At 43.4% G+C, this 24,179-nt stretch carries 24 protein-coding genes; 5 read left to right on the top strand and 19 right to left on the bottom strand.

Features of this window, described 5'->3' with window-relative positions; translation table 11 throughout:
* Positions 1-70: 70 nt before the first annotated feature.
* The 15 genes from K08M4_RS04105 to K08M4_RS04030 form a co-directional block, all read right to left on the bottom strand.
* The gene (locus tag K08M4_RS04105; RefSeq protein ID WP_086048946.1) at positions 71-1,237 is read right to left on the bottom strand and encodes a flagellin; all 1,167 of its coding nucleotides are present in this window, start codon (positions 1,235-1,237) and stop codon (positions 71-73) included.
* A 647-nt stretch (positions 1,238-1,884) separates the two neighbouring features.
* Positions 1,885-3,084 (bottom strand): flagellin, encoded by a 1,200-nt coding sequence (locus tag K08M4_RS04095; protein WP_086048944.1) that lies wholly within the window; start codon positions 3,082-3,084, stop codon positions 1,885-1,887.
* Positions 3,085-3,485: 401 nt separating this feature from the next.
* On the bottom strand, positions 3,486-4,676 hold the full coding sequence (gene flgL / locus K08M4_RS04090; RefSeq protein WP_086048943.1) for a flagellar hook-associated protein FlgL: 1,191 nt from the start codon (positions 4,674-4,676) through the stop codon (positions 3,486-3,488).
* Positions 4,677-4,685: 9 nt separating this feature from the next.
* Positions 4,686-6,566: a flagellar hook-associated protein FlgK gene (flgK, locus tag K08M4_RS04085; RefSeq protein WP_086048942.1), complete on the bottom strand. Its 1,881-nt coding sequence runs from the start codon at positions 6,564-6,566 to the stop codon at positions 4,686-4,688.
* Positions 6,567-6,787: 221 nt separating this feature from the next.
* A complete protein-coding gene (flgJ, locus tag K08M4_RS04080) occupies positions 6,788-7,729 on the bottom strand; it encodes a flagellar assembly peptidoglycan hydrolase FlgJ (RefSeq protein WP_086048941.1) in 942 nt (313 codons plus the stop codon).
* A 10-nt stretch (positions 7,730-7,739) separates the two neighbouring features.
* Positions 7,740-8,831, bottom strand: coding sequence for a flagellar basal body P-ring protein FlgI (locus K08M4_RS04075; RefSeq protein WP_086048940.1), 1,092 nt, complete (start codon positions 8,829-8,831; stop codon positions 7,740-7,742).
* Positions 8,832-8,924: 93 nt separating this feature from the next.
* Entirely contained in the window at positions 8,925-9,701 is a 777-nt protein-coding gene (gene flgH, locus K08M4_RS04070; RefSeq protein WP_086048939.1) for a flagellar basal body L-ring protein FlgH, read from the bottom strand.
* 71 nt (positions 9,702-9,772) lie between these two features.
* On the bottom strand, positions 9,773-10,561 hold the full coding sequence (gene flgG, locus K08M4_RS04065; RefSeq protein ID WP_086048938.1) for a flagellar basal-body rod protein FlgG: 789 nt from the start codon (positions 10,559-10,561) through the stop codon (positions 9,773-9,775).
* Between the two features lie 21 nt (positions 10,562-10,582).
* Complete coding sequence (gene flgF, locus K08M4_RS04060) at positions 10,583-11,332, bottom strand: flagellar basal-body rod protein FlgF (RefSeq protein ID WP_009848571.1); 750 nt, start codon at positions 11,330-11,332, stop codon at positions 10,583-10,585.
* A gap of 269 nt (positions 11,333-11,601) precedes the next feature.
* Positions 11,602-12,906 (bottom strand): flagellar hook protein FlgE, encoded by a 1,305-nt coding sequence (gene flgE / locus K08M4_RS04055; protein ID WP_086048937.1) that lies wholly within the window; start codon positions 12,904-12,906, stop codon positions 11,602-11,604.
* A gap of 45 nt (positions 12,907-12,951) precedes the next feature.
* Positions 12,952-13,662 carry a flagellar hook assembly protein FlgD gene (flgD, locus tag K08M4_RS04050; protein WP_086048936.1) on the bottom strand — a complete coding sequence of 237 codons (711 nt, stop codon included), beginning with the start codon at positions 13,660-13,662 and terminating at the stop codon, positions 12,952-12,954.
* Between the two features lie 17 nt (positions 13,663-13,679).
* A complete protein-coding gene (flgC, locus tag K08M4_RS04045) occupies positions 13,680-14,093 on the bottom strand; it encodes a flagellar basal body rod protein FlgC (RefSeq protein ID WP_086048935.1) in 414 nt (137 codons plus the stop codon).
* A 4-nt stretch (positions 14,094-14,097) separates the two neighbouring features.
* Entirely contained in the window at positions 14,098-14,493 is a 396-nt protein-coding gene (gene flgB / locus K08M4_RS04040; RefSeq protein ID WP_086048934.1) for a flagellar basal body rod protein FlgB, read from the bottom strand.
* A gap of 255 nt (positions 14,494-14,748) precedes the next feature.
* Positions 14,749-15,576: a protein-glutamate O-methyltransferase gene (locus tag K08M4_RS04035; protein ID WP_009848576.1), complete on the bottom strand. Its 828-nt coding sequence runs from the start codon at positions 15,574-15,576 to the stop codon at positions 14,749-14,751.
* 11 nt (positions 15,577-15,587) lie between these two features.
* Positions 15,588-16,514: a chemotaxis protein CheV gene (locus K08M4_RS04030; protein ID WP_009848577.1), complete on the bottom strand. Its 927-nt coding sequence runs from the start codon at positions 16,512-16,514 to the stop codon at positions 15,588-15,590.
* A 76-nt stretch (positions 16,515-16,590) separates the two neighbouring features.
* Between K08M4_RS04030 and flgA the strand changes: the two genes are divergently transcribed.
* The 3 genes from flgA (at position 16,591) to K08M4_RS04015 (ending at position 18,323) form a co-directional block, all read left to right on the top strand.
* Entirely contained in the window at positions 16,591-17,337 is a 747-nt protein-coding gene (gene flgA / locus K08M4_RS04025) for a flagellar basal body P-ring formation chaperone FlgA (protein ID WP_086048933.1), read from the top strand.
* A gap of 177 nt (positions 17,338-17,514) precedes the next feature.
* A complete protein-coding gene (flgM, locus tag K08M4_RS04020; protein WP_086050381.1) occupies positions 17,515-17,832 on the top strand; it encodes a flagellar biosynthesis anti-sigma factor FlgM in 318 nt (105 codons plus the stop codon).
* A gap of 65 nt (positions 17,833-17,897) precedes the next feature.
* Entirely contained in the window at positions 17,898-18,323 is a 426-nt protein-coding gene (locus tag K08M4_RS04015) for a flagella synthesis protein FlgN (RefSeq protein ID WP_086048932.1), read from the top strand.
* 275 nt (positions 18,324-18,598) lie between these two features.
* Here K08M4_RS04015 and flgP read toward each other — a convergent pair whose 3' ends face one another.
* Entirely contained in the window at positions 18,599-19,030 is a 432-nt protein-coding gene (gene flgP / locus K08M4_RS04010; RefSeq protein WP_086048931.1) for a flagellar assembly lipoprotein FlgP, read from the bottom strand.
* Between the two features lie 9 nt (positions 19,031-19,039).
* Positions 19,040-19,675 (bottom strand): FlgO family outer membrane protein, encoded by a 636-nt coding sequence (locus K08M4_RS04005; RefSeq protein WP_012603422.1) that lies wholly within the window; start codon positions 19,673-19,675, stop codon positions 19,040-19,042.
* A 192-nt stretch (positions 19,676-19,867) separates the two neighbouring features.
* Between K08M4_RS04005 and K08M4_RS04000 the strand changes: the two genes are divergently transcribed.
* Both K08M4_RS04000 and K08M4_RS03995 read left to right on the top strand, forming a co-directional pair.
* On the top strand, positions 19,868-21,001 hold the full coding sequence (locus K08M4_RS04000) for a flagellar assembly protein FlgT (protein WP_086048930.1): 1,134 nt from the start codon (positions 19,868-19,870) through the stop codon (positions 20,999-21,001).
* A gap of 139 nt (positions 21,002-21,140) precedes the next feature.
* Positions 21,141-21,647, top strand: coding sequence for a Fe3+-citrate ABC transporter substrate-binding protein (locus K08M4_RS03995; protein ID WP_086048929.1), 507 nt, complete (start codon positions 21,141-21,143; stop codon positions 21,645-21,647).
* A gap of 179 nt (positions 21,648-21,826) precedes the next feature.
* Here the strand turns inward: K08M4_RS03995 and K08M4_RS03990 are convergent, their stop codons facing one another.
* Complete coding sequence (locus K08M4_RS03990; RefSeq protein ID WP_086048928.1) at positions 21,827-23,068, bottom strand: NAD(P)/FAD-dependent oxidoreductase; 1,242 nt, start codon at positions 23,066-23,068, stop codon at positions 21,827-21,829.
* Positions 23,069-23,092: 24 nt separating this feature from the next.
* Positions 23,093-24,166, bottom strand: a complete 1,074-nt coding sequence (locus tag K08M4_RS03985; RefSeq protein WP_086048927.1) for a methyltransferase — start codon at positions 24,164-24,166, stop codon at positions 23,093-23,095.
* Positions 24,167-24,179: the final 13 nt, after the last annotated feature.

The raw sequence follows: 24,179 nt of genomic DNA, 5'->3' as shown, positions 1-24,179 counted from the left end.
ATCTCTCACCACGAGCTAATTTGTGGAAGCCAAACGTTAACATTTTTCATTAACGTGGCCTTTCAACCGATTAACCTAGTAGGCTAAGTGCCGAGTTCGGAGCTTGCTTCGCTTGAGCAAGAATCGAGCTTGAAGCTTGAGAAAGGATCTGAGATTTAGTCATCTGAGTCGTCTCTTTCGCGAAATCGGTATCTTTGATACGGCTCTTAGATGCATTAACGTTTTCGTTGATGTTATCTAAGTTGTTAATTGCGTGGTCGAAACGGTTTTGGAAAGCACCAAGCTCAGAACGGTGGCTATCTACATATTTCAGTGCCGCATCGATAACAGCTACAGATTCCTGTGCACCACCAACAGACGTTACGTCGATACTATCAACCGTAACTTGCTTAGCCTCTAGCGTTTTTGGGTCCTCAGGCTTCGCACCTGCTGTCATGCCTAGTTCATCTGATAAAGCACCAGAAAATGCAATTTCTCCATCAACTTTGTTGTTACCAGCGAAGATTTGCAGTTTACCTTCTTCATCAATTGACGCTTTTACTAGGTCTTGTTGACCGTTAATGTAAGTCGCTAGCTCTTCAATATCATCGCCTGCTTTAGCAGAGATGTTGATTTCTCGTTGGTCACCGAAGCTATCTTTTAATGACATGGTTAAGTCATTCGCACCAGCTGCCACACCCCAATCTTTACCTTTAGCTTCTGTAAATTGGTAGCTGTTACCGCCCATTTGGTCGTTATCAGAACGCATGTCTTTCAGTTGAAGCATTACTGCCTCACCATTATCCGCACCAATTTGGAATGATTTAGTACCGTGAGTACCGTTAAGCAGCTTGTTACCACCAAAAGATGTAGTTTCAGCGATACGATTTAGTTCATCGTTAAGCGCCGTTACTTCTTCTTGGATTGCAACACGGTCAGCTTTTGTATTTGAACCGTTTGTTGATTGTAGAGACAAGTCACGCATACGTTGCAGAATGTTCGATGTTTCATTCATCGCACCTTCTGCCGTTTGAGCGATAGAGATACCATCGTTCGCGTTACGTACAGCAACATCAAGACCACGACTCTGAACGTTCAAACGGTTCGAGATTTGTAGGCCAGCAGCGTCATCTTTTGCGCTGTTGATTTTAGAGCCTGAAGATAGGCGTTCCATTGATGTTTGTTGAGCGCTGTTTGCACTGTTTAGGTAACGTTGTGCTGTCATTGCTGAAACGTTGGTATTTACATTCACTGCCATGGTGATTTCTCCAATTGATTTTCCGGTATAGCGGTTTCCGACGTCTCGGAAAACCAAGTAGTTATCTCTAAGTTACTTTTAATAACGGCTCGAAATTCAGAAGCTTTAGAAAAACTTTCAAAAAACCACAAATTAAATATTAAAATCAATTTTATCAAATACTTAAAATCTTACATTTTCTATAACTGTGGCAGTCTTCAATTGAGAATGCATTCAAATGTGTTCAAAAAACACACTAAGCATCATTAGAGTGACCCAAGGTCGAGAAAAGAACAGTCACCAAAGAGCGCAGATTGGTATGCTTCTTATACAAAGAGTGATGTTATTTTTCGTGAAACAGATGAGTAAAATCGAGGTTTTGAGGATTCAAAAGATAAAGATAGAAGATTGGCAAGAAAATAAAAATGTAGAAGTAGAAAGGAAAAAGCCCCTTTTCCTGTGAAGGAACCGGGGCTAGTTGGCGTGTCAGAGCCTGTGCGGAGATCATCGAGAAATGAACACATTTCCGACGCGCCGTTGCATTCTTACCGTAAAAATGGATAGCAGGTGAGAGATGAGAGAGCTAAACACCCAATAGTAAGTATGCTTGCCAGTTTCCCTCGCTAAGCGGTTCACGTCTGAACACGAATAGCGAGTTCCACCAATAACTATTGCAATAGTGATATTGCAGAGTTAGGCAACTGTTTTGCTTGAGCTAGTATTGATGTACCAGCTTGTTGCAGAATTTGAGCTTTGGTCATTTGCGTTGTCTCTTTCGCAAAGTCCGTATCTTTGATTCGGCTGTTTGAAGCGTCTACGTTCTCTTGAACGTTTGCCAAGTTATTAATACTGTGGCTTAGACGGTTTTGTTTCGCACCCAAATCAGCACGCTGTGAATCAACGTACTGCATTGCAGAGTCGATGACACTGATTGCGTTTTGTGAACCTGCTACAGTATTCAAATCGATATCTTGAACTAATGTCGTTCGACCTACAGCAGGAGCAGGTACAACTTTGCCATCCGCCGTAGTTGTGGTTTCCTGGCCTTCAGGAGCATCAATTTTGAAACCAAGTTCGGAAGCTAAACCACCCGAGATTCTCATCTCACCATCTAAATCTGGCTCAGCAACAAATACCTGCAGGCGTCCTTCATCGGTAACCGACGCATTAATCAAATCAGATTGACCATTTATGTAGGTGGCTAGTTCTTCGATATCGTCGCCGGCTTTGGCGCTTATATCGAGAGTAATCTCTTCACCCGCTTTAGTTTTGAATTCAAACTTAAGATCTTTGGCTTCTAGTGGTACTTCCCAGCTTTTATCTTTAGCGTTTTCAGTGTCGAATGTTGTTCCACCCATACGGAAATCATCCGCTCGGATACTCGTCAGCGCCATGATCATCGCTTCACCAGAGTTTGAACCAATCTGGAATGAAGCTTCACCAAATGAGCCATTCAATAAGCGACGGCCACCGAAAGCCGTTGTCTCAGCGATACGGTTAAGCTCATCTTGAAGAGCCATAGTCTCTTCGTTTAATGCTTGACGCTCTGCCGGAGAGTTGGTGCCGTTTGATGACTGAATCGCTAGATCACGCATACGTTGTAGTATGTTCGTTGATTCGTTCATCGCGCCTTCTGCAGTTTGAGCAATCGAAATACCATCATTAGCATTACGCATCGCTACATCAAGACCACGAGACTGGGCTGTTAAACGGTTTGATATTTGTAGACCAGCTGCATCATCTTTTGCACTGTTGATCTTGTGGCCTGATGACAAACGCTCCATAGAGGTCGCTAGTTCATTAGACGATTTATTCAAGTATCGTTGTGCTGTCATAGCAGATACGTTAGTGCTTACATTAATAGCCATATTGCTCTCCTTATGAGTTCGCAAAATTTCTGCGAAGCGGCCAGCTTTACTCTCATATGGATAAGCACTGACCGTGTATTACGCGATAAACCCTAGATAAGGTTTAAGATCTGTATTAATCATTTATGACAAATACAAAAGCATGTTATGTGCCAACTTTTAAAATTAATTGCAATAATTTAAAAATTACAATAAAAACAGATGGTTAATTAAAAATGATCGTCTATGCTAATTGTATTAAGTCGAGAATATAAGAGATTCATATCTCTCGTTGCCGTTTTTTGCCGCTATTTTTTAAACATGCTACTTTGAATAAAAAAGCGGCAATCGATAGAATCATTCGCACGTATGGCATAGCACATACGGCAGAGAACTAACCCCAGATTAACGACTGTTCACAGCTAAATATAATTAAACAAGGTCAGGTCTTTGGTCTTGCCAAACGCTTGTTGTGAAGCTTGTAACGCTCGAGAGTTTTCATTGAATTCAATGATGGCTTTCGAATAATCCAAGTCTTCAAAGTTACTTTTGGCTTTCGCTAAAGACAACTTAAAATCTTCATGTTGCTGCTCTTGAATATCCAACGTACTCAAACGTGCACCGACATCCGTTCTCGCCTTAGTCAAATGAATAAACGCGGCATGAAATTCTTCTGTCATTTGGTGCAGTTTTGCCGTTGCCGATGCATCCGATACTGGATTTTCAGCCTGTTCGGCGGTCTCTTTGAACGTATCAAAAATGGAGAATGTCTTTCTCGGCTCTAAAGTGATCGAGTCCCCCTTAGTGATCTGCCCCTTGAATTGGATATTCAGACCTTCATAGACAACACCTTTCGAAGGATCAAAGTCTTCCGATGCAACCACTTTGCCATCTTTTTCAAGCTGGTAAGCAAACTTGCCTGTTTGCATATCAACAAAAGTCACTTTATAGGTAGAACTATCTTCAGCTTTATTGGTTGCACGCCCTAGTAACAACTCAGAGGCTGGTTCAAGATCATACTGAGGCTCGTAATCACCAAACGGGTTATCTATTTCCATAAACAACTTACTGCCCGGATCGTTCATTGCCATTTCAAAGCTCGTTGCTACTCGCATCTTTCTTTGATAGTCATCACCTTGATAAGAGACATTCCCTTCATTATCTTGAAAAAATGGTTGGCTCTTGGGCTTGGTGCCTGAAAATGTGTAGTTACCCGACTCATCTTGAGTATTAGCTAAGTGCAGAAGATTATTCGATAACTCTTGAATTTCACGTTTCTTCGCTAAACGGTCTTCCGGAGAAAGTGCACCGTTAATCATTTCCATCACGGTTCGTTTTGCTTCATCCGCGAACCCTTCCGAGTTGGCGACCATGACTTCATGATGTTCAAGGCGGTTTCTAATTAGAGTGATCGCATCAACATACTGTTTAAGTTGCTCAGATTGCTGGCCGATGTTTTGTAAATAATGCGTCGCCAAAGGATCATCACTCGCCGACTGTAGTTTCTTACCAGAAGCCAGTTGAGCTTGATTATGATGCACCTTATTTTCTTGGCGGCGAAAGTCATTTTGTACTGACTGATAATTATGAAAGCTAGAAATACGAGTCAACATTTATACTTCCTACCTCAAAGCCAAAATAGTATTAAACGTATCATTGGCGGCTTGCATGATGCGTGACGAAGCCATATACGCTTGCTGAAATTTCATCATATTTGCCGCTTCTTCATCTAGGTTCACCCCAGAGACTGAAGCAATACGTTCTTGAGCTGACTCTTTTTCTAATCTAGCAATATCACTCAAGCGATTTGCCGTTGAAGATTTCAAGCCCGTATTGGTATTCAAGTTGTGGTAAAGATCTAGAATCGTAGACTCACCATCATCCAAGACTTTGCCTGTTTGGAGATTTTGCAATTTACGCAAGTTGCCATTGTCACCTTCTGATGGGACAAGGTTTGCCGTAAATTTGTCGTTTGCCACCGCACCCGGTGTAAGTTCAAACGTTGTGCCATTAATAGTCACAGGGCCTTGTGGTGGATACGGTTGAGGCTGCATAAGTATGTTGCCTTTAGGATCAGTAACCGCAAACTGTTCGCCCTTTGGTGACACGATCACTTCAAACTCTCGCAGTTGACCTGCCGCCAATATTTTGAAATCCGCGGTGCCTTTGGCAAACGTAGTTGATGCCTCATAGCTTTGTGCCGCAATATCTTTAGGGTCTTTGGTTTCCATCTGAATCTGCGCGGCAAAGTTACGAGTTGGACGTAGTAAAAGCTTCTCGCCCAATTCAGGCGGGTTTCGAACTTCCACTCGCATGCCATCTAAATAAAAGGCATTTCCGGTTGAATTAGTGCTAACTTTTACCGTTTCACCATCCGGCTTAATAACCACGTAGTCGCTGCCATCGTATTTCAGGCCGTACTCGCCGCCTTTTAGAGCGGAAGTATCATCAATATAAACTGCGACATCCGCTTTTGACTGTCCATGAGCAGTAACACGAGACTTAGCCACCAGCTCAGAGTTCACATCGGTAAACAGGTTTTTACCTACATTGCCATTGAGATCCAAACCTTGTGATTGCAATGCATTGACCTCGTATGAAAACGCGGTCGCCAAACGACCAAGCTCATCCATAACGGCAGGAATATGTTCATCACGCATGTCTAACATCGCGCCGATTTGTCCATCAATATCGCGGTTAGTAATCGCCTTTAATGACTTTCCTTCTACGATAGCAAGACGACGCTGATGTGCATCTGGTACGCCATCGATCATTTTCAGTTGGCTCGCTTCTGTACCAGAAACTAAGGTATGACCGTTACCGATATGGACATTAAAGCCTTCATTATTAGCGCGTGGTGTCACCGTCACTTTAGTGTAACCAGAAAGCTCATTAACTAGCTGTTCGTGCTGATCTTGTAGATCATTGTGAGGTCCGGGAGTTCGTACCATTAGTCGCTGAAGATCACGGATCTCGTATGCAATTTGGTTAACTCTCTCGATACCCATGTCTAATTTTTTATTCGCAGAATCAGACTGTTGACGAACGGTTTCATGAAATTCATTTAGCGTTTTACTTAATAACCCAGCTTTTTCTATGACGACTTTTCGTGTACCAACATCATTTGGTGTGTCTGCGAGCGTCTTAACCGAGTCAAACCATTCATTAAGGTTCTCTGGGATCTTCTTCGAAACAACCGATGACAACATGCTTGACAGCATATCCAGGTTAGCTTCGGTATCCGCTTTGTTAGCGGCATTGGTTGTTGATAAGTTAAGTTCTTTGACGGCAAACTGATCCCAAGAGCGGCGAACATTTTCCACATGCACACCCATACCGTAGGTTTGACCACCGTACTGGCGCGGGTCATTCACACCTTGAACCACAGACTGACGGCTATAGCCCTCTGTGTTGGCGTTAGAAATGTTATGACCTGTGGTGTTTAGCTGTCTCTGAGCAGTAAGAACACTTTGTGCTCCTACATTCAGAAGATCCGACGCCATAATGCCCCCAAAAAACTTAACAAAACCAGCATGAACTGATTAACTACTACAGCTTATTATTAAGATAATTAGCAATATATGTGCCAATAGAAATAACGGAGAGTTAAAAGACAATAATTTGTTGAAGTGTAAGGAGAAAACTATGAATGATGCGTAAGAACTGAAGGGGCGGATAAGAAAAGAGCCTGCCGGTGGCAAGCTCTCGAGTGCATTCAATAACGCTATTTCATCTCATCAATCTTAGCTTTAACTCGTAAAACCTTGTCGGCATAGTTAGGGTCGGTTGCGTAACCCGCATGGTGAATGCCTTTGATGAAATTCTCAGAGTTACCTTGATGCTGCAATGCCGTTTCGTATCTTGGGTTTTCGTTCAAGAACTTCACGTAATCATTAAAGCTATCTTCGAAATTAGAGTAAGAACGGAATGAAGCCGACTCTTTAACAGCTGTTTTACCATGGAACTCTAGTGTTTGAGTCGCAACTTTATCGCCTTTCCAGCTTCTATCAGCTTTGATGTTAAATAGGTTATTGCTGTTACCCAATGAGTTCTTAATCATTTTAGAACCCCAACCTGTTTCAAGGGCTGCTTGTGCCAATAGTAGAGACGAATCAACACCGAGCGCACTCGCCGCTTTTTCAGCGTAAGGCTTCATTGAGGCAACAAACGATTCTGGAGAGTCAAATGAAGCGGACTGTTTTGCAGGTGACACTCCTGTTGTTGACATAGCTTGCGAAGATTGAACATCCGATACTCTATCTTCTGCACGGCCTGAATATCGAGGCCTTTGCAATGAAGTATCAAAGCCTTCACTACGAACCTTATCTTCTGTTGCGTCGCTTGCTTGACCAGCACTTAACTGAGCCACGATCATATCCGCAAGACCTAATGAACCTGAAGCACTCAACTCACTCGCCATTTGGTCATCTTGCATCTGACGATAAAATTGCTCGTTCTGACTGTTTAACATATCTGATTTAAAGCTCGAGTTCGCATCACGCATCGACTTAAACAGCATCGAAGTAAAAATAGATTCAAACTGTTTCGCCGCAGCGGTTAGCGCTTCTTTTTCACTGCCTTCTTCACCGCTTACCGCTTGTTGACGAAGGCGGTCTAGGCTACCGATATCATGAATAAAGCCGATGTCATTGTTATTTTTAATCATGCTTGATTCCTTAAATAATGATCAACTGACCTTCAATTGCACCCGCTTGTTTCAGTGCTTGAAGGATTGCCATTAAATCAGAAGGTGCGGCGCCAACTTCGTTGACAGCTCGTACCAAATCGTCGAGCGTTAAGCCGGGTTCGAACTTGAACATCTTGCCATCGGCTTCGGTTACTTCGATATCTGAATCGGGAACCACGACCGTTTGACCACCAGCGAATGCATTAGGCTGGCTTACATTTAGGTTTTCTTTGATCGCAACCGTCATGCCACCGTGTGTTACCGCCGCTGCTTTTAAACGCACGTGCTTACCAACAACAATAGTACCGGTACGAGAGTTAACAATGATTTTTGCAGAGCCCTCGGCTGGGTCAAATTCGATGTTTTCAATGGCAGACAAGAAAGCTACGCGTTGGCTGATTTCACGTGGCGCACGAACTTTTACAGAAGTCGCATCTACCGCAGACGCCATTTGAGGGCCAAGGAAATTATTCACCGCATCAGCTAGGCGCTGAGCTGTCGTGAAATCAGATTGGATTAGGTTGAAAGTGATGTAGTCACCACGGCCAAATGGAGTTGGGATTTCTTGCTCTACCGTCGCACCGCTAGAGATGATACCGACGTTTGGGTTGTTACCAACGAGCTTAGAACCGTCGTTGCCTTGAGCACTAAAACCACTCACCACCAAATTACCTTGTGCCACAGCGTACACTTGACCATCTAGACCTTTAAGGAAAGTCTGCAGCAAAGTACCACCACGAAGGCTTTTTGCAGAACCAATAGACGATACAGTTACGTCAACTTCCTGACCTTGCTTAGAGAAAGCCGGTAATTCAGCGGTAACAATAACAGCCGCTACGTTTTTGGTTTTTGGCTTAGTACCAGGCGGCAATTGAATGCCAAAATTTTGCAGCATTGCGTTAAACGTTTGATCCGTAAAGGGAGTTGTCTCACCGGTGCCCGGCAAACCTGTGACCAAACCGTAGCCGACAAGTTGGTTACTACGAACACCCGCCACTTTTGCCACGTCTTTAATACGCGCAGCATGAGCACTGGTGGCAAGGAATAGCATGCCGAAGAGTACGAGTGTTAGTTTTTTCATTGAGCAACCTGTCTGTATTACTTTAATTTATAATGAGTTAGCTTGAAGTTAGACAATCCTGAGAGTGTCAACATGCGGACAAGGCCTCAAGCTCTACAGTGATACATTAAAGAATCGTGCCAAGAATCCAGGTTCTTGCATATCTTTCTGCACACCCGTACCCGAGTACTGAATTCGTGCGTTCGAAACACGGTTCGAAGCAATGGTATTCTCAAAGTCGATATCATCAGGGCGGATGGTGCCACTTAGGCGAATATACTCATCACCCGTATTCAAGGTCATCCACTTTTCACCACGAACCACTAGGTTGCCATTGGCTAATACTTCGATAACTTCAACAGTAATGTAGCCGCTGATGCTGTTACTTTGGTTAGCTGATGCATCTCCAGCAAAGGTGTTGGTGTTACTCAGATCGTAAGAAAAATTGTATTTACCAAGTTCTAGATTTTCACCACCTACAGCTAACGGTTCCATTGATGCGTCGTTTGATTTAGACATATCTGCATTAGCTTTTTTGGTCGCTCGCGTGTTCTCATCTAACGCAACTGTAATGATGTCACCAATACCGCGAGGTTTTGAGTCATCATACATGCTGCCAATGTGGTTAACATTGAACAGTGAGCCTGTTGCTGCTGCATAATGCTCTTGTTTTTTCTTGGGGTTGATTGGCGCCCATGCAGGGTCACCAGCAATAGGGTCCGTTCTATCTCGAAGTGTGTCGATAATACCAGAGCTTTCCTGGGCCGACTTGTCGCCTTCTACAGCATCAACCACAGTGGTTGCGTTCTCTTGCGCCGGAGTTTCAATTGGCTCCAGTGTGGTACAGCCCGTCATAGTTAAAAATAGAGCTAAACAAACAATACGTTTCATGGCGATGTACTCTCAGCAAACAATGGAAATAGAACGATTAAGTAGACGTAAATAGATAGCGAATTAACCCGCTAGAGCTGTTGGTTAACGAAGCTCATCATCTTATCTACCGCCGAGATAACTTTTGAGTTCATTTCGTATACACGTTGAGCTTCAATCATATTAACCAACTCTTCAGTTACGTTTACATTGGATGCTTCAAGCATAGACTGACGAACATTACCTAAGCCGTTCAACCCCGGAACCCCCTCTTGCGGGTCACCACTTGCGCCTGTAGGCAAGTAAAGGTTTTGGCCGATGGGCTCTAAACCACCTGGGTTTACGAAGTCAGTAATGGTAATTTGGCCAACCACGACGTTGTTTTGCTGACCACGCAGACGAACCGACACTTCACCATCGTTACCAACCGTTACCGAAATCGAGTCTTCAGGAATAACGATTTCGGGTTGTAGGGCATAACCTTGGCCCGATGTTACGATCGCACCGTCACCGTTCAGTGTGAACTGACCGTTACGGCTATAACCTGTTTCACCATCTGGCATTTCAACTTGGAAGAAACCATCACCCTCGATCATCATATCTAGGCTGTTAGACGTCGTTTGTGCATTACCGTGAGTGTGCACCTTTTGAGTTGCAACGACTTTTGAACCGGCACCCAACATCAAGCCACTCGGTAGCTCAGTATTCTGAGACGATTGACCGCCTGGTTGGTTAATATTCTGATAGAACAGATCTTCAAACACCGCACGGCTCTTTTTAAAACCAATGGTTGATGCGTTGGCAAGGTTGTTTGAAATTGTTGAAATATTGGTTTGTTGGGCGTCTAAACCGGTTTTACTTACCCATAATGCTGGATGCATAGTAATTTCCTTAAAATTCTATTAGCTCATACGAAGCAGTGAATCAGACGACTTGTCCATTTCCTCTGCGGTGCTCATCATCTTGACCTGCATTTCAAATTGACGTTGTAAGTCAATTAAGCTGGTCATTTCGCCTACGGCATTTACGTTACTGCCTTCGATAGCACCTTTCAGCAACGTTACCGCTGCATCCGCTTCGTATGCCTGATCTGGGTTTTTAGAACGGAATAGACCATTCGTATCTTTAAACAAACTTTGGTTGTCTGGACGTACAAGTTTAATACGGTCAACCACCGCCAATTCTTCAGCAGGAGCGCCTTGAGGAATAACGGAGATCGTACCATCGGTACCAATTTCTACTTTACTGATTGGGATTGGGAGCGTGATTGGTGCGTCGTTTTCACCGAGCACTAAATGGCCACTTGCGTTGGTAAGTAAACCGTTTTGGTCAACCCTTAGGTTACCGTTACGGGTTAAACCTTCACGACCCGTGTTGTCCATGACTGAAATCCAGCCATCACCTTGAATCGTAACGTCGAGATCTCGACCAGTGGTTACCACGCTACCTTGTGCGAAATTATGGCCCGGACGCTCTGTCATACTGAAGACACGAGTAGGCATGCCTTCACCATACGCTTGCATTGAACGTGCTTGTGCTAAATCAGCACGGAAACCCGTAGTACTTACGTTGGCAAGGTTGTTTGAACGTAGCTGCAACGCCTGCATGTTTTGTTTAGCGCCACTCATGGCAAGAAACAGTGCGCGATCCATAATTTTGCTCCAAAAATCATCTTCTGGGGCTAATTAAGCAAGCATTATGCCAATATTTTTAAGCGTTATTTATCAACAATTTAAATGTAAAACAAACAAGAAGGGTGATCATCAAAGGATCATTCTGGAAGAATTATTGCCTGTGGCATTACCGTGCGGCAATAGAGGCGGCAAATAGAAAAGCAAATAGCCATACGTCATTCATCAACAATACCCAACTCAATAACATTGAATTGGGTATTCGCAGATGATTCAGACGCTCGAAACGATTAACGAATCTGAAGAATATTCTGTTGCAGTTGGTTGTGCACTTCTAGAGAACGAGAGTTCGCTTGGAAGTTACGTTGAGCAGAAATCAAATCAACCAATTCTTGAGTCATATCGATATTCGACTGCTCTAGTGAGCCATTGTTAATACTACCAAATGAACCTTTATTTGATTCACCCCAGATTTTATCACCTGAAGCGTTAGTAGAATCCCATTGAGTGCCGCCTTTCTTATCTAGACCATGCTCATTCGGTACACGAACTAAACCTACGCGGCCTAGTATCACATTTTCACCGTTTGAGTAACTGCCTAGAACACTGCCGTACTCATCGAAATCGATTTTCGTTAAGAAACCTGTTGTCGCGCCATCTTCATCAAACCTAGAAAGTTCGAACGGAGCGGCAAACTGAGTTGAAGAATCCAGACCAAAGTTAAGTACCTGTGTTGGATCAGCACCGTTCAAATCAATTGCGTTCTCACCAGCACCGATAGGATCAGAGAGAATTGGCTGACCATTGTTAAGGCTTGCTAATGTACCGTCATTGTTGAACTTCATTGTGTGACCAACATGACCTGCTGAATTCGTCGCGTCACCACCTGTGATGTTTACCGGCTTTTCACCCGTTTCATCAGACATGGTGTAGTACGTTTGCCAAGTATTAGGTTGAGTTTGATCTTTTAGGTAGTAAGTCGTTAACTTGTAAGACTGACCCATAGAATCGTAGACCGTCGAAGACGTTGCACGGTTATAGGTGTCAGGATCTTTGAAGTCAAATGTCGCCGGGTCTTTAAGATCACCGTTCGCAGGAAGGTTAACCCCTACTTCAATGTTTTCTGTCTGTTTAGGTTTACCAAACTCAGCTGGAATGTCGAGAGGCTTTGGTGCGTAAGAAAGAACTTCACCCGTATTTGGGTCAACATCATAACCTAAAAGAAACTCATCATTAGCCGTAACCATGTAGTTGTCTTTGTTTAGGTGAAATGCACCATTACGCGTTAGTTCATTGATTTCCGGCACCATACGGTCTTTCGATACTGCAAAGAAACCTGTACCGCTTACACGCAAATCCATTGGGTTATTCGTATAGATACTTGAACCTTCATGGAACTGTTGTGCCACTTGGCTAGCTTGCGCACCGCCTCCTGGCGTCGTTTTCGCGTTAGTGAACAACGAGCTTGAGTAAACATCGCCGAACTCTGCACGAGACTCTTTAAAGCCAAATGTGTTTGCGTTCGCAATGTTGTTACTGGTTGTATTCAGGTCTAACTGTGCAGCGGACAGACCGCTTAAAGATACATATGACATTCCAATATTCTCCTAATCTAGCTAGCATAATCACTTTAAAAAGAGCTACGCTTTACCAACTTCTAGTACTTCAGCAAGTCGTACTGGCGATGTAAAACCAGCCAGATTGAGTAGTACGTTGCCATCGCCTTTACCAAGAAGCACACTGTTCACGTTCGCATAACTCGACACTTGAAACTCTGTGTTCTCACCTTCCAATAAACCCGACGCTTTCACGTTGTATTTACCGGCCGGCAATGGATTACCGTCTTCGTCTTTTCCGTCCCACTCAACACGTGTGTCACCCGATGGTTTTGAGCCGATATCAAAAGTGCGAACCAATTGGCCAACTTCGTTCTCAACACGGACCATTACATTGTCCATTGCCTGAGGAAGCTTAACCATTGCCGCCATACCGCCATCACCTTGTTTCACACCTGCCGCTCCAGGAACCAATACGTCACGGCCAACCAAAGAGGATGCCTGCAGTGCTTGGTTAGAGGTCATTGATGAATTCAAGTTTTCAAACTGTGTATTCATTTTCCCAATGCCATCTACGGTCGCAAATGAAGCCATTTGCGCAATCATCTGGTCATTGCTAACCGGCTTAAAAGGGTCTTGTTGTGCAAGTTGCTTAGTTAACAAAGATAAGAAGTCATCTTGTTTAAGATCCTGCTTACCTGTTGTTTCATCGGGCTTCTTAGCACCATCTTGAAGACTCTTCAGCTGGTCAACATAGGACAAGCCGCTTTGACCAACATTGTTGATTCCAGCCATTTGCTACCTCCTTATCCTTATTGACCCATCTGCAGCGTACGCAGCAGCATTTGTTTACTCGAGTCAGCAACCTGTACGTTTGTTTGGTACGCACGTGATGCTGAAATCATGTTTGCCATTTCTTCCATAACGTTCACGTTAGGCTTATAGATATAGCCTTCGTCGTTCGCTAATGGGTGATCTGGGTTGTACTCCGCGCTCAGCGGCTTATCGCTTTCTACAATACCTAATACTTTCACTGGCACAGTGTGACCACTATTACGTGCCTGATTTAACTCAGCGCCAAACACTGCGTGGCGAGCCTTGTAAGTGTCTTTAGCAGAACTACTTACACTGTCTGCGTTAGCAAGGTTGCTTGAGGTAGTATTTAGACGAACAGATTCAGCACTCATAGCAGAACCAGTCACATTGAATACATTAAATAAGCTCATCTAGTTATTCCCCTTTTATCGCTTTAGTTAAATTCTTGAACTTACTTCCTAAGAAGTCGAGAGAGGCTTGATGCCTAATTTGGTTTTGCATGAAAAGGTTTCTTTCCAAATCCAAATCAACCGTATTGCCATCTCCGGTATCAGGCTGCGTAGGAATTCGATACATCGTTTCCCCGTTCACCGTCGTTGAGGCAGAAATATGCCGACCGTCTGTTCGGCTAAGACCAATGCTTGCCCCAGAACTTGCCGCTTGCAGTGATTTATTAAAGTCTAATCCCTTTGCTTTATACCCAGGCGTGTTAGCTTGCGCGATATTGGTGGAAAGCACCTCAGCGTTACGCTCACGTACACCAACTGTGTGCTGGTGAATGCCTAAAGCATTGTCAAAAGAAATAGCCATGTAAACCTCAACTCAAGAACTGACTGTTATGAGATAACCTAAGCAATATATATACCAACTTTAAAAACAAAGTGGCCGACCATTACTTTTACAGGTCACTCGTGGGTAAACTTGCAATATACAAGCCAATAAATAGAGTAAATTGGAATGTCACTCTGACATAAAGATATCGTTTAAACAGGAAAAAGAAAACCCAGCACTTGGCTGGGTTTTGAATAAAGACAGTAATGTTACATCTTAAAGTAGCGACACTAATTACTTTAATTTGTAGATGATACCTGGATTACAGCGAACCATTTCAAAACGATCCGTTAAGCCGGTTAACGATTCAGACGCACCCAACAATAGGTAACCACCAGGATTCAGGCTATTTGCCATCTGGTTAAGTACTTTTGACTTCATATCCGGTGAGAAATAGATCAACACGTTACGGCAAAAGATAATGTCGAATTTGCCTAACAGTGCATAGCTCTCCATCAAGTTCTGAGGACGGAAGTTTACCATTCGCTTAACGTTGTCTTTCACTTTCATACGACCATCGCCAGCATCTTCAAAGAAAGTGCGACGGCGCTCAGGAGAAAGTCCTCGTCCCAAAGCAAGGTTGTCATAAGCGCCGGTGCGGCACATATCCAACATACTTGCTGAAATGTCAGTAGCGGTGATCGATACATTTGGCAACATACCCGGCTTACGTGCTTGGGTCTCAAGTATCGTCATAGCCATTGAGTATGGTTCTTGGCCTGAAGAACTTGCCGCAGACCAAATCTTGATAGGACGTTTATTTGCCGCTATTTCCGGTAGAAGTTTATCCGCTAGTACAGCAAACGGATAAGTGTCTCGGAACCAAAGTGTCTCGTTAGTCGTCATAGCATCCACTGCCGCCACTCTCAACTCACGGTTTCGACCTGTCACTACATCTCTTAGCAAATCAGATAATGAAGCTACATTAAACTTCGTTACTAATGGGCTTAGACGACTGCGCACTAAATACTGCTTGCTGTCACCTAATACAATGCCACATTGAGATTCTAAGAAACGGCTGAAATCGCGATACTCTTGATCACTTATTGTTATAGCAGTCATTAATGTCTCTTTTAGTTAGTTAACGCAGCTTTAACCGCGCCACCAAGCTCGTCAGGATTGAATTTCGCGATGAAGGAGTTAGCTCCTACACGTTCAACCATGGCTTGGTTAAATACACCACTCAATGATGAGTGCAAAATTACATATAAATCTTTTAGTTCTGCGTGACGACGAATCTCAGCAGTCAGCGTGTATCCATCCATTTCTGGCATTTCGATATCTGAAATCACCAATGAAATTTGATCGTAAATACTGCCTTCCGATGCCATTTTCATTAGAGTTTCATAGGCTTCTTTACCATCTTTAACAGCAATGACCTCAAAACCAATTGATTCGATAGCACGTTGAACCTGCTTACGAGCAACCGTGGAGTCATCAGCAATCAAGATTCGGCGAACCAATTCTTTCTCTTGTTCAACTTCTGCAATTTCTTCTGCGATTCTGCTATCCATTGTTTCATCAACTGGAGAAATCTCAGCCAAGATTTTTTCAACGTCTAATATTTCCACAAGCTCATTGTCAATATTAGTAACCGCTGTTAGGTAGTTATCTTTACCCGAACCATCTGGTGGTGGAAGAATAGCTTCCCAGTGCATATTAACAATTCTATCTACAGAGCTTACAAGGAATGCTTGGATAGTACGGTTAAATTCAGCAATCACGACAAAGCACTTATCGATATCTGATGTTGGACGCCCGCCTACCGCTAAGCTCAAATCAATGACAGAAACTGTCTGACCACGAATATGAGCTACACCTTTTACGAGATGATGTAAATTTGGCATTAAAGTCAGACGAGGGCATTGTAAAACCTCTTTCACTTTAAATACATTAATACCGTAACGCTGACGCCCCATTAGGCGAAAGGTTAGTAATTCTAATCGGTTTTGACCGACGAGTTGCGTACGCTGATTCACTGAATCAAGAATACCCGTCATGAGCTCATCTCCATATCAAACTTTTTGGATAGAAAGTGTTAGTCTACTGCAGGCTACGAACCACTAGAGAAATAAAATGACATATCATAAAACAAACATATATCTTTTTTCCATAGCTATGTGTAGAACTATTTTTAAAACTGTCGCTAAGTTTATCGGCATTCTAACAATATTGTTTAGTTTTTTTATACACGCGGCAACACCGGAACAAATTGACATGATCCAATCAGCCGCTGAGCAACACATTCTTGATTCGGTCGAGCAACCGCGAGGCGGTGAACTTTTTGTTAATTCAGCTAATATTGACTCTAGAATCAAAGCCACAAATTGCCCTATTCCCCTCGAGACAAGCGCCTCAACAACAACCAACACCCGTAGCAGCATTACCGTTTTAGTTCGTTGTGTGCCTGATGAATGGCGTGTTTACGTGCCTGTGCGCATTTCAATGTCAGTTCCACTTGTCACAACGACTCGTTCACTGGCAAGAGGCGAAATCATCGGTCAATACGATGTCACGACCGCGATGATTTCTCTCAACAAATTTCGTCGCCAAGGTTTTACCGCTCCACAACAAGTCGTCGGTGCTAAGGTAAAAAAGAACCTGAGGCCAGGTGATGTTGTCGAAAGAGGCGATATTTGTGTCGTATGCCGAAATGAGAAGGTTATCATACAAGCAGTAAAAGGTGGCATGACCATTACCACCAAAGGGACTGCACTTACCGATGGCTCAATGGGTGATCAAGTTAGGGTGAAAAATGACAAATCACAGCGTATAATCGAAGGAATTGTTACCAGCATGTCTGAAGTCACGGTTTACTTTTAACACTTCACTTCTAAGTGTCGGTATCGTTAGCGCTTTTTATTCTCAACTCTAACACCGAATATAACGGTCGAGGCGTTTGCTTCCTTTTCGACTAATGAGCTAAAAATTGCTAAAGTATTTGAACCCATGGTCGATACTGACTGTACAGGTTCCCATTTTGAAGAAAAAGGCTTAACTATGGCAGGTATTGATAATATTCGTTCAGGGCAAACCCTAACGAGCACTAACCGCTCAGCAGTGCGCTCTGATTCTAGGTCTGATACATCAAGTTCGGATGTATCATCTAAATCACCAGCAAGCAAAGATGCGGTTTCACTAAGCCAACAAGGCAAGGCGATTGGTCAACTCCATCAAGAGATGGCAGCGCAACCAAGTTTCGATTCCGTGAAAGTCGCAGCAATAAAAGAAGCGATCGCAAATGGTTCATACACTGTTGACCCAGAAAAGTTGGCCGACAACATGATGAAATTTGAAAACGAATTAAAAGGTCTTTAAGCAAACATTAACTTTTAAATAAAGTTATTATCTTAAAGTACACGAGGTTATTAGTAGGTTACATTATGGCGGCACTAGCAGATTTAGTTAATTTCCAACTTCAAAATGCCAAAGCCTTATCTGAATTATTGAGTTCAGAGAAAATCGCTATTACAAGCCGACAATCAAGCGATATTGAGCGAATAGCCAAAGAGAAAGTGGTTCTTGTTGAACAACTAAGATCAACCGATCAACGAATCGCTGCCCATACTAATATATCTGAACTGACCGAAAACCCTGAACTTGCTCAGTTAGTCACAACCATCAAGTCCATAGTGCACGATTGCCATCAAGCGAACCTGGTAAATGGCGAAGCCTTGAATCGAGCACACCTTAGCTTCAAAAAACTCAGCAATATGATGCAGCAAAGCCACGGAAAAATTGGCATGACCTACAATGCCGGTGGTCAAACGCATACCATTTCGACGCTAGGAACCAACGTTAAAGCCTAGCTAGGTAAACCTTACCCTTCATATCTTTATCTGTATCTGTATCTGTATCTGTATCTGTATCTGTATCTGTATCTCAGCCTACCCTTCTCGTAACACCAGTCAAAGCTCCCACTAAACCTGTGAATGTACTCCCAAAGCCGATAAACAAAAAGCGGCAAGTATTTTCATACTTGCCGCTTTCTTATTCATAGCTATTATTGATTGCCGATACACCATCTGGAAAGCGATTGGCAGCCAATTTAACTGAATAAGCCTATAACTAGATAATATTTAAATTAGAACAACGTTTGCTGTCTCTTCTCTGGAACAGGCTGAACTTCGCCATAATTACGCAGTTGTTCCATTTTTCGGATATCTAACCGCAGTTCAGTCACATAGCTATCGCCAACAGGATAACTACGCACCACTTCTGCACCACGGATAACACCATCAACCGCACCTGAAGTTCTCTCAGTACCAAGACGTTGATCTTCAAGCTCAGCACGACCACTCACGCGCATACCATATACTTGTTCGGCAAGTTCACGATACGCATCAATTTTAGAGGCTCTCATTGCTCGGATACGTTTCTCTTCGTCATTACGACCTTTCTGCTCGCTAACACTCGCGTAGCCAACCGCAACCAAAAAGTCATTAGGTCTCATGCTTTGTAATGGTTGACAGCCGACAAGCAATAAAACGGCAACAACAAATATTAACTTCTTCATCACGAACTCCTAAGGGCGAAGAATAACAGTATGAGGCTGACTGATCGTTGGATCAGAACGAATGATAACCCCATCTTGAGTTCGGATACTGTTCAGAGTATCTAAATCGCGACCAATACGGTCTGCAGGTAAGAAGCCTTGTGCGGAAGCAACAACAATACGAGTTTGCATTCCGACTACGCGAGCATTCACTAGAACACCGCCTTCTTGACGAAGCATAGTTCCAGTCAAAACATACTGAACGTCTTGCTCTTGAGCTAAATCTTTCCAATCGCGGCTAATAGCAAAATCTCCCTGATGGGTCACTTGGATAGAGCCTGTGGTTTTAAAATCAACCACTTTAAAGCCTCGACGCTGAAACTGATGAATGAAACCTTCTGATACCGAGTTTCCTAACCAGCTAGTTGTGTCCATGTGCTGCAGGTCGACAAACGAGGTAATGGCAATGGGTGTTCTGGCTGAAATACTCGTATTCGACAAGATCAAATCTTCGGTCATGCTTTCAACAAAAAAATCCATCGTATGACGCGGGCTGTCCATCAACATAAACGGACTGCCCGAATACTCAGACTTACCATTATAGATTGGCGAATAAGCGCATGATGTCATTAACATGACACTCATTACTACGAGCCATTTTTTCATTCTCTTATCTCCAGATAGTTTTAGTGCTTGCTGTTCCAATATGTTCTCGCCATTAATCTTTTCAATGGATTACAATGTTGGAACAATCTTTGCTATTCATTAATGGTTCAGATTATGAAAAACGCACTTGAGTCAGCTTTAAGCTTATAGATATTTGTTAAGCAATATTTATACCCAACTGGTAACGAATAGATGAAAAAAATAATTTATTACTTATTTTCAATAAGTTTACTGACAACCATCAGCTTCAGTACTCATGCCTCTTGGTATGAAGTTACCGGTACTGCAACCATCGTATCGTCAGAGGATGCGGCAAGGGTTCATGCACTAGAAGATGCCGTCTACAAAGCCATACAGTTCTCTGGCGCTGACATCGGCAGCATTGCAAACCTCACTCCCTACTTAGATGCAAAAAAGAAAGAATTTCAATTTACCAATCATGAAGTGCGCTACATATTGGTAGAAAATGAGAAGAAACGCAGTGGCAATATAATGGTCACAGCAAAGATTGACATCTACCCTTCGGCAAGTGCTTGCCATGAGAGCCAATATAAAAAGACATTTTTGGTTGGCAATATTGATGTGAGCTCTCCACAGCAAGCTGTTATGGGCCGAATCTATAACATTGGTGATGATTTTGGCCATGTCGTTAACCGACAACTGGCGCAAGAATCTCGAAGTTTTGTCTCTGTTGGTACAACAAATTACGACATCGACAAGCGCCGACCTGAAGTGATCAAGATGATCGCGCAAGATACGGGCGCACAATACATCATCGGCGGTGATATCACCGACTTAACAGCGACCATCGAATCTAAGCTTTTGAAAGATGACATTATCAACCGCCAATTTGCGTTAGAAATGCAAGTCTTCGATGGTAAAACAGGGCATCAGGTCTACAACCGAAGCTATCGTGAAGTGGCAAAATGGCCATTTGCCAAGACCAGTGAAATCGATACCCGCAGTGCTCGTTTCTGGGCATCAACCTATGGCAGTATGATGCTTCGCGTCAGCCGCAATATTATGTTGGATTTAGAATCGGAAGTATCTTGTAAAATCACCCTTCCAGAGGTCGCCGCGGTGTTTGGCAATACAGTTACCATTGATTTAGGCCGAATACACGGCGTTCAACAAGGTGACAAACTTCAACTCTGGCACACGGGTTCATTTATCGACCAAAGAGGCTTACCACGCAATAAGGTCTCTCAAAGTGATATCACACTGACCGTTTCTCGCGTTTATGAAAACGAAGCTGAACTTACGATCGATCAGCCAAGTCTGGCTGGAAGCATTCAAATTGGTGATGTGATGCAGAAAATTATGTAGTTAGCAGCTCTATCAGATCATATTTTCTAATAAAGCCTTAGCAAAAATGCTAAGGCTTTATTTTTTTCACGAGGATTAGTTTCGGTTTCGCGGTATTTGTCGTAACCTTATTAATAACATAATCATCATTTAGCAAACTATGAGCCAGAATAATCTAATTGGTGCTACCGGTTACCGCTTTATCTCGAAAGGTAAGACCGCTTTTAAGATCCACATTCATACTCCCGACGATACGGTACTGCATCGTTCAGTCGGTTTCGTTCGTATGGGGGAAGAGAAAGCACTCAAGAAAACCATCAAATTAAGAGATGAGCTGGGTAGGCAGCTTTGGGGCAAGTTTTGGCCAAAGGTCCTCAAAGAGCCCTATCTCATGACACGTCTGCCTCATAGTTTAGAGCCTAAAATTGTATTTAAGCCTAATCCAACGCAGAGTGACCCTGAACATCGCGACGAGTGCTACATTGCGAAATGGCGTGTTTTCTCTGAAAATGGCGATTACAAATACAGAACAAAAGTATGTTCTATACGGAAACACGGTCGACTCGCGGCCTATAGCCAAACCAAACGAGCACTCCTTGAAGCCCACAAAGATGTCATTGAGCTGCTTATCTTTATGGGACGATTGAACAGCATCGACCTGAAGTAGTATCAACCTCGATAACTTCGTTAGAATTTTTGCTCTCTTACTTACTGGAGTTGGTATTCGCTCTGAAAATCAGCTTCTCAGATTTATCTGATACAAAAACAGCCGCGCATTGCGGCTGTTTTTATTTATGGCTAACGATAGTGACCATTTAGCATGCTACTACATACTAAATAGACCACCTAGCTTCGGCATATCTCTGCCAGCGTCTTCAATCGACGCTTTGACTCTTTCACATAAGGATTGGTTTGATCCCATGCGTAGCCAGCCAAAATTGAGCACACCATCTGCTTAATCTTCGGGTTGGGGTCTTGATAGAAAATCACATCCTGCAAGGTACCTGAGTACCACCCTTCAACATACGTTCTAAAGGTATTCACGCCAACCATCAGCGGATCCGCATAATCACGGTCCCAATCAACCTTCTCACCATTGAGCTGCTTTTCCACGCACTCAACCGCAAACTGAGCCGACTTCATCGCAATCGTCACGCCTGATGAAAACACAGGGTCAAGGAACTCACCGGCATTGCCCAAGAGCGCATACTTGTCTGTTGCAAGGTGTTTTACGTTGGCAGAATAACCACCGATTTCGCCCGCAGGGTTCGGATACTCTGCATTTGCCAATATTTCAGCTAAACCCGACTCTTCTGTTGCCAGCTGCTTAATCGCCGCAATCTTGTCTTCTGGGTATGATTCAAAGAATTTAGGCTCCCCTACCACACCAAATGAAGAGACGCCGTTACTGAAAGGAATCAACCAATACCATACATCAGGGTTGGTTGGATGCACCGAGACCAAAATTTTACTGCGATCGTATTCAAGGTCAGTATCTATTACTGAGATATGATCGTTGATATGCGTAAAAATGGCTTTGCGCGGAGGAAGTTGTGATGGTTCTTCTAAATCGAGCATCTTTGGTAACACTCGACCAAAACCACTACCATCCAGGACGTACTGAGCCTCTAGCTGATAACGCTCTCCACCCTGCACTTGTACATCTAATATCGTACGATCTTCAGCGAAGTTAATACCTACCAGTTCATGTTGGTAATCAATGGTAACACCCTGCGCTTCAGCACTGTCTGCCAATACTTTATCAAACGAGCCTCGTTGAACCTGAAACGTCGTTCCCGGCCCAGAAGAGAACTTATCTTCAAAATTAAACGCCGTATAAACGCCATTTTTACGAAAAGCCGCGCCATCTTTAAATTGGAAGTTAGCATTAACCACCGCTTCAGTCATGCCCGCTTGTTCGATCACTTCCATGCATGCTGGTAACAGGCTTTCACCAATAGAAAAACGGGGAAAAAGGCTTTTTTCAATCACTCGAACATCGATGCCTTTTTTATGAAGCAAAGACGCAGCAATAGACCCTGATGGGCCTGCTCCGATGATCACTACTTGAGTTGACAGTTTTTTCATTAATTTAAGCCATGTTTACCATGATTATTTCGCGCTAGCTTTCAGCTCCAGAAGCGTATGCCCAAGACCGATATCATCGGTACGAGTCACCACGTCGAAGCCAGCCTCTTCCACTATCTCTAGGAAGTCTTCACTGCGGTAAAAGCGACTGTTGCCGTTGGCCAAGCAAGTGAAGTAGAGAGACGTCGCATTTAAGCTATAAGAAGCCGCATCGTATTTCTGTGCATCCCAAAACAGTTCAAGAATATAAACAGTCGCGTCTTCTGACATATGAGAGCGAACACGTTTTAATATGCTAAGAATTTCCATTGGCGAGAAGCAATCAAGGAACTGACTCATCCACCACACGTCTGTACCTGTCGGCAGCGCTTGCTGTTTATCAAGCATGTTAGCGGGGAATGGAGTCACTCGGTCTTGATGACCGTGCTGTGTTGCGTTTGCCATTGCCATTTCTAGTTGCTGCGGCAAATCGACAATCGTCACCTCGACATCAGAGTCGTAGTTACAACATTGCATCGCCCACTTACCTGTATTACCGCCAATATCCACCAGCGATTTAGGCTTCTTACTGAAAACTTTCTCAAGCAACACAGGGAACGAACGATCTGAATAGAAATGATCAAACTTAAACCAACTCTCTTTTGCTTTTTCTGGCAATTGAGACAAGCCTTGGTAAATCGTTTCCCAATCACCCAGCTCTTTCAGGCCCGCAGGTGTGCCTTCTTCTATTGCTTCGGTTAAATGCATCATCGCGGCGTAACAGACATCAGCAGTGAAATCCATATTTGCGTTGGTCATGCCATCGTGCAATAGATAAAAACCTAGATTAGCCATTTTATAGCGGGGCTTATCCCAGGTAACGATATGAGCACTCAACGCCATATCAAGCAGAACTTTGACACCGTATTCGGATACACCCGTTGCTTGAGAAATAGTTTCAGCGGGTAAACCATCATTGCCTGCGTCATCTAACGCTTTCAATATACCTAAATCACGAAGTGTACGAGCTGTATGAAAAACAATAGGGGCAAAAGACAATTTTTGCGCTTCTGTTTTTGCTTCTAATGCGTTGAATGGATCTAATTTATATTCCGACACGAAAAACCTAACT

Origin of the sequence: Vibrio syngnathi (genome assembly GCF_002119525.1) — a bacterium.
In the GTDB taxonomy this organism is placed as follows: Bacteria; Pseudomonadota; Gammaproteobacteria; order Enterobacterales; family Vibrionaceae; genus Vibrio; species Vibrio syngnathi.
Note: the sequence above shows the minus strand (reverse complement) of the source record. Positions and strands in the feature narration are given on the sequence as shown.

Excerpts from the sequence above, each read along its gene's own strand:
- K08M4_RS04105 (WP_086048946.1), bottom strand. The coding sequence starts at position 1,237 with ATGGCAGTGAATGTAAATACCAACGTTTCAGCAATGACAGCACAACGT.
- K08M4_RS04095 (WP_086048944.1), bottom strand. The coding sequence starts at position 3,084 with ATGGCTATTAATGTAAGCACTAACGTATCTGCTATGACAGCACAACGA.
- flgL (WP_086048943.1), bottom strand. The coding sequence starts at position 4,676 with ATGTTGACTCGTATTTCTAGCTTTCATAATTATCAGTCAGTACAAAAT.
- flgK (WP_086048942.1), bottom strand. The coding sequence starts at position 6,566 with ATGGCGTCGGATCTTCTGAATGTAGGAGCACAAAGTGTTCTTACTGCT.
- flgJ (WP_086048941.1), bottom strand. The coding sequence starts at position 7,729 with ATGATTAAAAATAACAATGACATCGGCTTTATTCATGATATCGGTAGC.
- K08M4_RS04075 (WP_086048940.1), bottom strand. The coding sequence starts at position 8,831 with ATGAAAAAACTAACACTCGTACTCTTCGGCATGCTATTCCTTGCCACC.
- flgH (WP_086048939.1), bottom strand. The coding sequence starts at position 9,701 with ATGAAACGTATTGTTTGTTTAGCTCTATTTTTAACTATGACGGGCTGT.
- flgG (WP_086048938.1), bottom strand. The coding sequence starts at position 10,561 with ATGCATCCAGCATTATGGGTAAGTAAAACCGGTTTAGACGCCCAACAA.
- flgF (WP_009848571.1), bottom strand. The coding sequence starts at position 11,332 with ATGGATCGCGCACTGTTTCTTGCCATGAGTGGCGCTAAACAAAACATG.
- flgE (WP_086048937.1), bottom strand. The coding sequence starts at position 12,906 with ATGTCATATGTATCTTTAAGCGGTCTGTCCGCTGCACAGTTAGACCTG.
- flgD (WP_086048936.1), bottom strand. The coding sequence starts at position 13,662 with ATGGCTGGAATCAACAATGTTGGTCAAAGCGGCTTGTCCTATGTTGAC.
- flgC (WP_086048935.1), bottom strand. The coding sequence starts at position 14,093 with ATGAGCTTATTTAATGTATTCAATGTGACTGGTTCTGCTATGAGTGCT.
- flgB (WP_086048934.1), bottom strand. The coding sequence starts at position 14,493 with ATGGCTATTTCTTTTGACAATGCTTTAGGCATTCACCAGCACACAGTT.
- K08M4_RS04035 (WP_009848576.1), bottom strand. The coding sequence starts at position 15,576 with ATGACTGCTATAACAATAAGTGATCAAGAGTATCGCGATTTCAGCCGT.
- K08M4_RS04030 (WP_009848577.1), bottom strand. The coding sequence starts at position 16,514 with ATGACGGGTATTCTTGATTCAGTGAATCAGCGTACGCAACTCGTCGGT.
- flgA (WP_086048933.1), top strand. The coding sequence starts at position 16,591 with ATGACATATCATAAAACAAACATATATCTTTTTTCCATAGCTATGTGT.
- flgM (WP_086050381.1), top strand. The coding sequence starts at position 17,515 with ATGGCAGGTATTGATAATATTCGTTCAGGGCAAACCCTAACGAGCACT.
- K08M4_RS04015 (WP_086048932.1), top strand. The coding sequence starts at position 17,898 with ATGGCGGCACTAGCAGATTTAGTTAATTTCCAACTTCAAAATGCCAAA.
- flgP (WP_086048931.1), bottom strand. The coding sequence starts at position 19,030 with ATGAAGAAGTTAATATTTGTTGTTGCCGTTTTATTGCTTGTCGGCTGT.
- K08M4_RS04005 (WP_012603422.1), bottom strand. The coding sequence starts at position 19,675 with ATGAAAAAATGGCTCGTAGTAATGAGTGTCATGTTAATGACATCATGC.
- K08M4_RS04000 (WP_086048930.1), top strand. The coding sequence starts at position 19,868 with ATGAAAAAAATAATTTATTACTTATTTTCAATAAGTTTACTGACAACC.
- K08M4_RS03995 (WP_086048929.1), top strand. The coding sequence starts at position 21,141 with ATGAGCCAGAATAATCTAATTGGTGCTACCGGTTACCGCTTTATCTCG.
- K08M4_RS03990 (WP_086048928.1), bottom strand. The coding sequence starts at position 23,068 with ATGAAAAAACTGTCAACTCAAGTAGTGATCATCGGAGCAGGCCCATCA.